The organism is Mycobacterium gastri (assembly GCF_002102175.1).
Lineage (GTDB): Bacteria > Actinomycetota > Actinomycetes > Mycobacteriales > Mycobacteriaceae > Mycobacterium > Mycobacterium gastri.
In genome coordinates this window covers 25563-37470 of the sequence record NZ_LQOX01000148.1, presented here as the reverse complement: position 1 = coordinate 37470, position 11908 = coordinate 25563, and the positions used below count along the sequence as shown (strand labels likewise).

At 66.4% G+C, this 11908-nt stretch carries 5 protein-coding genes; 1 reads left to right on the top strand and 4 read right to left on the bottom strand.

Annotated features, from left to right (window positions below; genetic code table 11):
- Positions 1–7: 7 nt before the first annotated feature.
- Both AWC07_RS24660 and AWC07_RS24655 read right to left on the bottom strand, forming a co-directional pair.
- Entirely contained in the window at positions 8–8563 is an 8556-nt protein-coding gene (locus AWC07_RS24660) for a type I polyketide synthase (RefSeq protein WP_085105272.1), read from the bottom strand.
- A 121-nt stretch (positions 8564–8684) separates the two neighbouring features.
- The gene (locus AWC07_RS24655; protein WP_036414451.1) at positions 8685–10124 is read right to left on the bottom strand and encodes an FAD-dependent oxidoreductase; all 1440 of its coding nucleotides are present in this window, start codon (positions 10122–10124) and stop codon (positions 8685–8687) included.
- Positions 10125–10333: 209 nt separating this feature from the next.
- Here AWC07_RS24655 and AWC07_RS24650 point away from each other — a divergent pair, with 209 nt between their 5' ends.
- Positions 10334–10726, top strand: a complete 393-nt coding sequence (locus AWC07_RS24650; RefSeq protein ID WP_036414416.1) for a DUF732 domain-containing protein — start codon at positions 10334–10336, stop codon at positions 10724–10726.
- A gap of 3 nt (positions 10727–10729) precedes the next feature.
- On the opposite strand, the gene AWC07_RS24645 is transcribed toward AWC07_RS24650, so the two are convergent.
- Both AWC07_RS24645 and AWC07_RS24640 read right to left on the bottom strand, forming a co-directional pair.
- Positions 10730–11023, bottom strand: coding sequence for a DUF3017 domain-containing protein (locus AWC07_RS24645; RefSeq protein ID WP_036414418.1), 294 nt, complete (start codon positions 11021–11023; stop codon positions 10730–10732).
- Positions 11020–11871: a bifunctional methylenetetrahydrofolate dehydrogenase/methenyltetrahydrofolate cyclohydrolase gene (locus AWC07_RS24640; protein WP_036414420.1), complete on the bottom strand. Its 852-nt coding sequence runs from the start codon at positions 11869–11871 to the stop codon at positions 11020–11022. The genes AWC07_RS24645 and AWC07_RS24640 overlap by 4 nt, the downstream gene beginning before the upstream one ends.
- Between the last annotated feature and the right edge of the window lie 37 nt (positions 11872–11908).

Sequence of the window (11908 nt, the reverse complement as noted above, 5' to 3'; positions counted from 1 at the left end):
TAAAAATCTATTCGTGGTTTGTCTTGTTGCCTCGAGCAATGTCCATAAGTTCGCTCAGGCTCATGCTTGCGATGGCCTCTGCTTTGCTGTCCGGACCTGATGATTGCATATCGTTCGCAATGTCGCGAAGCATTGCTAGAATCCCTGCCTCCGTAAGCCGTTTTTCTGGAATTATCGAGATGAGACGCTGAATTTCGCTGTCTGGCACATTCTTAATTCGGGTCACGTCACCGTTTCCGGATAACTGTTGGCGAAGGTGTCTGGCCAGGGCCGCGGGGGTGGGGTGGTCGAAAATCAGGGTTGCCGGCAGGGTGAGTCCGGTGTGTTGGCCGAGGGCGTTGCGTAGTTCTAGGGCGGTCAGTGAGTCGATACCGAGGTCTTTGAAGGGACGGTCGGGATCGAGCGTGGCTGGGTCGGGATGAGCCAAGACGGTGGCGGCGGCGGTGGTCACCAGCGCGGTGAGAACGTCTAGTTGCCGTTCCGGAGTTTGAGTGGCCAGCCGAGCCTGAAGACTCTCGGCACTGGCCGCGCTGGCACGCGGGCGGCTGGTGGTAAGTGCCGACAGGATTGGCGGCAGGGCGTTCCGGTGCGCCAGGCGAGCCAGCGCATGCGCGGGGAAAGGGCTAACGACTACGGCGGGAAGCTGCTGGGGCAGCGTGGCATCGAACAGGGCCAAGCCTTGTTCGGTGCTGATGGGGGCGAAACTCGTGCGAGTGAGGCGGGCCTGGTCGACGGAGGTAAGGTGAGCCGTCATGCCGGTGGGGGTTTGCCAGTAGCCCCAGGCCAAACTGGTGGCATGGCGGTGATGCCGGTGACGCGACTGGGCCAGCGCGTCGAGGAAGGCGTTGGCAGCCGCGTAGTTGGCCTGCCCAGGACTGCCCAGTATTCCCGCGGCAGAGGAGAACAACACAAACGCCGCCAGGTCGCGGTCGCGGGTGAGTTGGTCTAGATACCAGGCGGCATCGGCCTTGGCGGTCAAGACCGCGTCTAGTTGATCGCCGGTCATTTCCGCCACAACAGCGTCTTCAAGAACGCCGGCGGCGTGGATGACGGCGGTCAACGGATGCTGAGCGGGAATGGCCTCTAACAGCGCGGCCAGGTCTGCGGCATTGGCGGTGTCACAGGCGGTGATGGTGACCTGGGCGCCCAGCCGGGTCAAGCTTTCCTCAAGTTCAGCTGCACCGGAAGCGGCCGGGCCGCTGCGAGACACCAGCAGCAGATGCTCGATGCCGTAGTGGCTGACCAGATGTCCGGCGAAGATCGCGCCCAGCATCCCGGTACCACCGGTAATCAGCACTGTGCCTGCGGGATCAAACTTCGCGGGGGGAATCAGCACGATCTTTCCGGTGTGCATTCCTTGGCTCATGTCGCGGAAGGCTTGGGGGGCGTTGAGAAGGCCGTAGCTGGTGGTGGGCAGGGGCTTCAGGATGCCTGCAGCGAGCAACTCAGGTAGGACGGTCCATGCCGGCTGGAGGGATTCCGGTGGTGCGCTGGCCAGGTCCAGGGCCTGATAGTCAACTCCGGGGTGGGCGGCGACGATGTCGCGTGCCAGGCGGATGTCGGTCTTGCCGAGTTCGATGAAACTACCCCCGCGCGGCAGCAGCTTCAGCGAAGCGTCGACGAATTCTCCGCTCAGGCTGTTGAGCACGACGTCCATGCCCCGCCCATCGGTGGCGTCGCGGAAGGCGTCGACGAAGTCCAGCGTGCGCGACGAGGCGATGTGCCCAGGGTCGACCCCCAGATCGGTGAGCACATGATGTTTGTTCGGGTGGGCGGTGGCGAAAATCTCGGCACCGAGGTGGCGGGCGATCCCGATGGCGGCCTGACCGACACCTCCAGCGCCGGCGTGGATGAGCACCCGCTGCCCAGCCGATAGCCCGGCAATCTCGACCAAGGCGATATAGGCGGTCAAATACGCCACCGGCGCGGACGCGGCCTGGGTGAACGACCATCCGGCCGGAATGCGTACCACCATGCGCTCATCGGTGATCGCGGTGGGCGCGAACGCGTTCTGGGGGAACAAGCCCATCACTGCATCACCCGGGCTCAGCGATGCCACATCGGGAGCGGTCTCGATGACCACCCCGGCGGCTTCCGCGCCGAGCCCTTCATCGCCGATGTCGCCGAAGGCGACGGCCACGTCGTGGAAATTGAGTCCAGCGGCCCGGACCTGAATGCGGATCTGTCCCGGGCCCAGCGTGGGAGGGCTGGTGGGGATCACGGTCAGGTGGGTTAGGTCATCCTTACCGGTGGTGGCCAACTGCCAGTCAGGGGCATCCGGCGGGATCAGGGCCGAGATGCGGACCAGGCGGGGGATGTGGGCAACACCGTCGCGCAGGGCCAGCTGCGGCTCGCTGGCCGGTCGCGTCGAGGCTATAGCCAGCAGGTTGTCTTCGGTGGCGGCGGTGGTGTCGGTGTCGATCACAGTGATGCGGTGGGGGTGCTCGTTTTGGGCGGTGTGTATCAGCGCCCAGACCGCGGCATGCGCCAGATCGGGGGCACGGTCATGAGCGCTGACACTGACTGCGTGGCGCGTGATGATCACCAGGTGGGCGCCGAGGACGTCGGGGCGGGCCAGCCAGTCCTGCAGTTGGGCCAAAACGTGGCGGGTCAGGGCGTGCACTCGCCGCAACGGATCAGCCTCTCCCGCCTTGTCGTCGGGTCGCGACAGCGGCCAGATCACCAGCTCCGGGCAAGGGGTCAAGGTGGCCAGGTCGGGGTGGATCGTGCCGTTGGACAGGCTGACCGGCAGGTGCTCGGGCGAATCGGCGCAGACCGCCCACGCTGGTGGTTGTGCCCCCAAGAGACCGGGCGGACGGGGCATCTCGGGCGCCAATGGCCAGGTCAGCTCGAACAAGCTGTCGGACAGCCCGGCTAGCGGGGTCGGCTGGCCGATCTGGTCGGAGATGGCGCGCAATGTCAACGAGCTGATCGTGATCACGGGTGCGCCGGTGGGGTCGGTGGCGCGCAGCTCAAACGTGCCGTCGCCAGTACGTGTCAGCTGGATAATCAGCCGGGTGGCCGCCGTGGCGTACAGGGCGATCCCGTTGAACGCATACGGAAGCCGCAGCGACGCCGAGTCGGCCGCACCGGTGCGGTCCAGCACGGCGGCCAGCGGGTGCAGGGCGGCGTCTAGCAGGGCGGGGTGGATTCCGTAGCCGGTGATGTCGGTGTCGGCGGGGAGTGCGACCTCGGCATAGACGACGTCGGGTCGGGCGGGGTCGGCGCTAATGCCCCGTAGCGACCGGAATGGGCCGCTGTAGCGGTAACCCTGCTGGGCCAGCCCATCGTAGAAGTCGTCCTGGTCGAGGGCCTGCACACCCGGCGCCGGCGTGAGGGGGGCGGCGGCGACGGGCTGATCGGCGCTTAGCGCGCCGCTGGCGTGCAACGTCCAAGAGGCGGCATGCTGGCCACCGGTGCGGGAGTGCACGCTGAACGGGCGCCGCCCTTGCTGATCGGGCGGATGCACGAGGATCTGCAGATCGGTCGGCGCCTGTTCCGACAGCGTCAGGGCGGTATGCAGGACCAGCTCATCGATCAGCGGGCAACCGGCCAACTCACCGGCGTGAAGGATCACCTCGATGAACCCCGTCGCAGGGAATACCACGGTGTCGTTGACCTGGTGACCGACCAGCCACCCCTGGCTGCCGGGTGATAGCCGCCCGCTGACCACGACCTCATCTTGGCCGGCAAGTTCAGCGACCGCTCCCAGCAAGGGATGCTCGGCACGGTCCAGGCCAAACCCGCAAGCGTCGCCGGTCGAAGTGGGGGTCAGCCAGTAGCGGCGGTGCTCGAAGGGATAGGTGGGCAGCTCGACGGTGCGCGCGTCGGGATACAGGGCCGACCACGACGGGCTATGGCCGCGATTGTGCAGCTGGGCCAGCGCGGTAGCCAGGCTGTCTTGGTCGGGCCGATCCCGGTGCAACGTGGTGATCACCGCCGACTGGGTTCGCCCCGCAGCCTGGGCCAAGGTGTCGGTAATCGCCGGCGCCAATACCGGATGCGGGGACAGCTCCACAAACGTGCACTCACTGGCGGCCAAACGCTCGACCACACGGTCATGGAACCGGACCGGCTCACGCAGGTTGCGATACCAGTAGTCGGCGTTCATGGTGGTGGTGTCAAGGGGATCGGCCGAAAGTGCCTGTCCCACTGTGGAATACAGCGGTATGCGCGCGGACGCCGGGGTCAGGCCGGCCAGCTCGGCCAGCAGGCGCTCACGTGCTGGTTCGACTTGCGCGGAGTGCGAGGCGTAATCAACCGCGATCTGCCGGATGTGGATCCCGTCACGATCGCAGGCTGCGGTGAACTGCTCCAGCGCGGCGGGATCGCCGCTGATGATGGTGTGTGACGGGCCGTTGACCGCCGCGATGCTTAACGCCTCACTCCAAGGCTGCAGGCGCGCGAGCAGTTGCTCGGCATCGAGCAGGACCGACGCCATACCACCGGCACCACGCAGAGCGCTCAGCGCTTGGCTGCGCAATGCCACAACTTTGGCGGCCTCAGACAAGGGAAGCACCCCGGCGATATACGCCGCGGCAATCTCTCCCTGGGAGTGACCGATCACCGCGTCGGGAACAACGCCATAACTCCCCAACACCTCGGCCAACGAAACCATCATTGTGAACAGCACCGGCTGGACGACATCGACTCGGTCCAGCGCCGGAGCCGCCGGGTCCTGCAGCAGGACATCGCGCACCGACCAGTCCGTAAATGGGCGCAGCGCGTCGTCGCAGTCATTGACAGTGTCGGCGAAGAGGCGGTGGTTTTCGTAGAGCTCGCGACCCATCCCCGGGTACTGGGCGCCTTGGCCGGGCAAGACGAACACGGTCTTGCCGCGAAGGTGGGCCAGGTAATGGTGTTGGCTCAGCTGCGGGTGGGGTTGGCCGGCGCTCAGGGCATGTAGAGCGTCCAGCAGGTCTTGGCGCGGATCGGCGGTGGCCACCGAACCGGTGATTACTGCCCGGTGCGGGTGGTGTGTTCGGGTGCAGGCCAGGCTGTAGGCCACATCGGTGAGATCAAGGTCGGGGTGGGCGACCAGGTGTTGGCGGAGCCGGTCGGCCTGCGCGGGCAACGCCGCGGGGGTGCGCGCCGAAACCGGCCACAGTCGCAATACGGGCAGCCCAAGCTCACCACCATGATCGGCTGGCTCAGCCGGTTCGACCGCCGGGGCCGGGGCCTGCCGCAAAATCAAATGCGCGTTGGTGCCGCTGATCCCAAACGACGACACCGCCGCGGTGCGGGGATGATCGGTAACCGGCCAGGGCGCCGGCTCGGTCAGGAGGCAAACAGTGCCGGCCGACCAGTCGACGTGCGGACTGGGCCGATCGACATTTAGCGTCGGAGGCAAACTCTCATGGTTGAGAGCCTCGATCATCTTGATCATTCCGGCCACACCGGCAGCGGCCTGGGTGTGACCGATGTTGGACTTGATCGATCCCAACCACAGCGGGTGCGCTGCCCCCCGCGCAGCACCGTAAGTGGCGATCAGGGCGCCGGCCTCGATCGGATCACCCAACGTGGTGCCGGTGCCATGAGCCTCGACCACATCAACCTCGTCAAGCCCGATACCGGCGTTGGCCACCGCGTGGGTGATGACACGCTGCTGAGCGGGCCCGTTGGGGGCCGTCAACCCATTAGAGGCACCATCCTGGTTGATCGCCGAGCCCGCGATGACCGCCAACACCGGATGGTTGTTGCGCTGGGCATCACTGAGCCGTTCCAGCACCAGCACCGCCGCCCCTTCGCCCCAGCCCGTCCCATCAGCAGCGGCCGCAAACGCCTTGCACCGCCCATCGGCGGCCAGCCCACGCTGCCGGGCGAACTCGGTGAACACCGTCGGTGTGGTCATCACCGTCACACCACCGACCAGGGCCAAACCGCACTCGCCGTTGCGCAGCGACTGACACGCCAAATGCGCGGCCACCAACGACGACGAACACGCCGTGTCAACCGTGATAGCCGGACCCTGCAAACCCAACGCATACGCCACCCGCCCGGAGGCCACACTGGGGGACGTCCCGGTCATGGCGTATCCCTCCACGCCATCAGAACCGCTCCCGCCATACTGCTGAGACCACGCCCCAACGAACACCCCGGTCTCAGAACCCGCCAACCCGCCCGGATCAATTCGGCTGGTTTCCAACGCTTCCCAACACACCTCCAGCAGCAGCCGCTGCTGCGGATCCATGGTTTGAGCCTCCCGCGCCGAGATCCCGAAAAACTCGGCGTCAAACCCGCTCACGTCGGCCAGAAACGCCCCCGCACGCGTGTAGGTCTTACCCACCGCATCAGGATCAGGATCGAACAAATCCCCCAGATCCCAACCACGATCAGCCGGAAACTCCCCCATCGCATCGGCGCCGCCAGCCACCAGATCCCACAACGCCGCCGCCGAATCCACCCCCCCAGGGAACCGACACGCCATCCCCACCACCGCAACCGGCTCATCTGTTTGCACCCGCGATCCCAGCTGCGGACCCGCCGCGACCGATCCGCTCAGCAGCTGGCCCAAGTGGGTGGCCAACTGATCCGGGGTGGGATAGTCGAAGGCCAGGGTGGATGCCAATGCCAGCTCGGTTTCGGCCTTGAGCCGGTCGAGCAACTCCGTAGCTTTCACCGAGTCAAACCCCAGGTCCTGAAACGGGCACTCGGGGTCGATGTCGTCCGGGCTGGGATGTCCCAACACCGTTGCTACCTGCGAGCACACCACCCCCACCAACAGGTCATGTTGCTGCTGGCGCAGCGTGCGCAGGCGCTGGGTCCACCCTGAGCCGGCCCCGGCGCCCGCACCGGTGTCCTCGACGGCGCGCCGCTTTGACCGGCGAAGCCGCGCGTCCAAGCGCCTGAACTCGTCCTGCTGATACAGCTTCAGACAATCCCGTCGCCTGACCTTGCCGCTTGTGGTGAGGGGAATCGAATGAGGAGGCACCAAAACGAGATCCGCCACACTCAGACCGTGCGTCCTCGCTATCGCTGCGGTGATTTCCCGCCTGATGGCGGTCAACCGCTGTATCTCCGCCTCGTTGGAGTCGCCGGGCTTGAGCTCGACGATGGCGACCAGCTTCTCAGGGCCGTCATCATCCGAAACCGCTATCGCCACGCAGCGGCCCCGGGTGATCTCCTGGATCGTCGCCTCGATGTCGTCGGGAGCGTAGTTGCGCCCGTAGACGATCAGGAGATCCTTGATCCGGCCGATGATGAACAGCTCGTCGTCGGAGAAAACGCCCAAATCTCCGGTTCTCAGCCAAGGCCCTTCGGGTGTGCCGGGCGACGGACCGACAAGCGTTGCGCCGAAGGTGCGTTCGGTCTCGTGAGGTTTCTGCCAATAGCCTGCGGCGACGTTGTCGCCATACACCCAGATCTCACCGACGGTATCCGCCCGACACTCGGTACTGGTCTCGGGATCGACGATCCGCACCGTCGGTGACTTCGGCATGCCGTAACTGACCAGCGGTATGCCGTCTGGGCTTCCGCACCGCTTCGCGTGTCCGGCGGTCAGTTCCTCGGATTCGAAACAGACGGTGAGCGGTGGTTGATCGGCTTCGCGGGTCGCGACGTACAGCGTGGCTTCCGCGAGCCCGTACGAAGGCCGTAACACCTCCGGGCGAAGATTGAAGCGGGCGAACCGCTCAGCGAAGCGCTGCAGCGTCGCGGGGTTTACGCGTTCGGCACCGTTGAGGATGTTACGCACGCCCCCGAGATCAAGCCCGGCCAGGTCGTCATCTGATGTTTTTCGTGTTGCCAATTCGAAAGCAATGTTCGGCCCGGCCGAAAATGCGTGACTGTTGGTAGCCAGCAATTGCATCCATCGCGCTGGTCGCTGCAAGAACGACGGCGGACTCGTCAGCACAGTTCGGAATCCCCCAAAAATCGGGAAGGCAATTCCTAAGATCAAACCCATGTCGTGAAAAAGCGGCACCCACGACACCACAGTGGTGTCCGGCGGAGCAATCCCCTCTTCGTAGTAGGCGGACATGAGTTGTTCGCAATTAACCTTAATGTTTCGGTGGGAGACCACGACTCCCGCTGGCGTGCGGGTGGACCCAGAGGTGTACTGCAAATGCGCAACGCTTGGCGGACTATCGATCTCGGGGGCGGGCGGTTGCCGAGAATCAGGGTCCAGCAAGTCAACCTCGATGAGCGATGGCGCGGACTCGCCAGGCTCCGGCTTGGCGTACTCCGCGATGTTGCCAGCGACAGCGGATGTCGTGAGAATCGCCGAAGGCGAGGCGTCGCGCAGGACGGCACTAACACGCTCATCGCTGGCTTCACCCAGCGGCATCGACAGCGGAACCGCTATCTGACCGGCCTGTAGTGCGCCCAGAAACGCAACGACGTACTCCAGTCCTTGCGGCGCCAAGATCACCGCGCGGTCACCGGTTGCCCCGCGGGCTTGGAGCTCCCGTGCGAGGTTCAGCGTCCGCCGATACAGCTGCGACCACGTCAGAGTTTCCGCAACGCCCGCCCAGTCCTGCTCGTAATCGACAAACGTGAACGCTGTCTCATCAGGCCGCAGACTGGCCAGCTCCTGCAGCACGGCGGGAATTGAGTACTCACGCACAGCTAGACGATAGGGGACGAGCAGACACTCCGTCAGGAGAACCATGGGGATCTGTATTCAAACCTCGCGACCAGCCAGCGCGGTCGGGCAAGTGCCCCACCGCCCCGAAGCGGGACATCGGTTAGAAGTTCAGACCCGAGTACATCAACCGGCCTGGGTCGTACCGCTGCCGGATCTCGGTGAGCCGCGAGAGGTTCGACCCGAAGTACCGCGACGGCGCGATGTTGGGCTCCAGGTAGTTGACGTAAGCCCCTACCGAAAACTGTTGCACCGCTTGATGTGCGGCGCTTAACCAGTTGTTGGCGGCGGCGGCTTGCGCGCTGTTGGGCGTCTCGACGTACCACTGCGCGACGGCGGACTGCCGGCGCCACGGAAAGGCCGAGCCGGCCGGATCGATGTCGCCGACCGCGCCACTGAGCGTGTCGACGATCACCGATGCCCGCCCCGAGGCCGGCGGCCACTTTCCCAGCGCCGCGACAATCGCCTGTGCCGCAGCCGAATTCACCGTACCGATGACGTCGGATCCGGCCACGAAGCCCCGTGGCGAACTCGTCGAGCTGCCGCCGGCCAGATACATCACCAGGTCCATATGACTCAGCGTCTTATGCTCGACCCCGGTGGACTGCACACCGACCGCGGATTTGATCGCATCGGCCACGCCCGGACCGGATCCCGCCGGGCAGGTCGCCAGCACATGGCAATTGGCCTGCGGCCCACCGACCGACATGTCGACCAGACCCCAGGTGTTGCGGTCGGCTGCCGCCAGCCAGGTCTGCCAGCCGGTCAGCACCCGGGCCGCCGACGACGGGGTGAAGTCGACGCGCACCACGTCGGAGTCGGCGGTCGGGAAGGTCGCAAACGTCATCGACGTCGTCACCCCGAAGTTGCCGCCTCCGCCGCCCCGCAGCGCCCAGAACAGGTCGGGGTGATCGTCGGCGGACGCGGTGACCGTTTGCCCGCTGGGCAACACCACCGTCGCTGACTTGAGCGCATCACAGGTCAGGCCGGCGTGGCGGGAATCGGCGCCCATTCCACCGCCGAGTGTCAGGCCGCCAACGCCGACGGTCGGGCAGCTGCCGGTGGGAACCGCGCGGCCGGCGCCGGCCAGCACCTGGTGCACCGCATACAGCTCGGTCCCGGCCGGCATCGTGACGTTTCCGGTGGCACTGTCGAAATTCACGCCGCCGGTCAGGCCGCGCAGATCGATCACCATGGCGCCGGCCGCGGCCGACGCGCCGATGTAGGAATGCCCACCGCCGCGCGCAGCGATCTTGAGCTTGTTGGCGGCCGCGAACGCGACGGCCTTCTCGACGTCGGCCTGCGAGGTGACCGTGACCACCGCCGCCGGGTTCGAGCCGTTGTAGAGCGAGTTGAATATCTGCTTGCCGGCGGCAAACGAGCCGCCGTCCGGCAGCAGCACCCGGCCACCGATCGAGGAAGCCAGACCTGCCCAACCGCTGCCGGGATCCGCGCCGGCACGCAGCGGCCCGAACAGTGCTGATGTCGCCAACGCTCCCACCGCGCCGCGAAGGAACGTTTGCCGAGAGATCATGGGCGGCATTGTCAGCCGCCGCGGCCGCGAACCCGGCCGCGGCGCGACGTGTCGCGCCACAGTGTGACGCGATCGTGTCGCTAAGCACGTGCCGACAGTCGACGGCAAACCTTTACGCGGCCGTGTTCGAAACGTGACCGCCATGCACCAAGGTTCGTTGAAGTCGCATGAGTGTGTCCGGATGGCCCGGTGCGCTCCGAAATGAATGGGGAGCAGACATGAAAGCCTGGCGCCATCAGCCACTCACCATCCGCCTGCTGGCGGGGTCCGCGGTGCTGTTCACCGCGGCCGCGGCAGTTGCGGCGCCGGCTCAGGCCGGGCCGATCGACGACGCCTTCATCGGCGCGCTAAGCCAGGCCGGCGTCAACTACGGCGACGCCGGAAACGCCGTGGCTTTGGGCCAGTCCGTGTGCCCGATACTGGCCCGGCCGGGCGGGTCGTTCAACGCGGCAGCGGCGACCGTCGTCGCCGGCGGCAGCGGCATGTCTCAGCAAATGGCAGAGACCTTCACCAGCATCGCAATTTCGATGTATTGCCCGTCGGTGATGTCCGACATCGCCAGCGGCAACCTGTCGGCTCTGCAGCGGATACCGGGGATGCCCGCGTTCTAGGGCTCAGCCCGTGCCCAGCGGGTCGATCGTTGACGCGATATAAACCATCGCGGCGCCCACCCCCGCCATGGTCGTGAAGTCTGTTCCCTTGCTGCGCACCACCAGCAGACCGGCCATCTCGTCGGACAGCACCAGCCGCAGCGCGGCCGCCACACCGACGCCGATCCCGATCAGTAACGCACCTCGGCGCCAGAAGTTGGCCCCCACCAGCACGAACGCCACCACGAAAATCAGCCCGACGAGCAGGATCGGCCACTGCGCGCGAAACGTGTGCGCCAGGATTGCCCGCGCCGTCATCGCTGCTCGGCCAGCTCGACGACGTTGGTCAACAGGAACGCCCGGGTCAGCGGCCCGACGCCGCCGGGGTTCGGCGACACGTGACCGGCGACCTCCCACACGTCGGGGTGTACGTCGCCGACCAGTCCGTCCGCGGTGCGGCTGACTCCGACGTCGACAACCGCGGCGCCGGGGCGCACCATGTCCCCGGTCAGCATGTGCGGCACCCCGACGGCCGCCACGATGATGTCGGCTTGCCTGGTCAAGGCCGGCAGGTCGCGGGTCCCGGTGTGGCACAACGTCACCGTGGCGTTCTCGGAGCGGCGGGTGAGCAACAGCCCCAGCGGGCGGCCCACCGTCACCCCGCGGCCGATGACGACCACGTGCGCCCCGGCGAGCTCGACGTCGTAGCGGCGCAGCAGGTGCACGATGCCGCGCGGCGTGCAGGGCAGTGGCGCCGGGGTGTTGAGGACCAGCCTGCCGAGGTTGGTCGGGTGCAGCCCGTCAGCGTCCTTGCCCGGGTCGACGCGCTCCAGCGCCGCGTTCTCATCCAGATGTTTGGGCAGCGGCAGCTGCACGATGTAGCCGGTGCAGTCGGGGTTGGCGTTCAGCTCGTCGATGGTCTCGTTGAGCGTGGCGGTGCTGATGTCGGCGGGCAGGTCGCGGCGGATCGACGTGATGCCGACCTTGGCGCAGTCGGCGTGCTTGCCCCGCACGTAGGCCTGCGATCCGGGGTCCTCACCGACCAGGATGGTGCCCAACCCCGGGGCGCGGCCCGGCCCGGAAACAGCCAGTGCCGCCACCCGCCGCTTCAAGTCCACGAAGATCTCGTCGCGGGTGGCCTTGCCGTCCAGCGTGATTGCGCCCACGGCAGACAGTCTGGCACGTCCGCCGCGTACGCTCCTG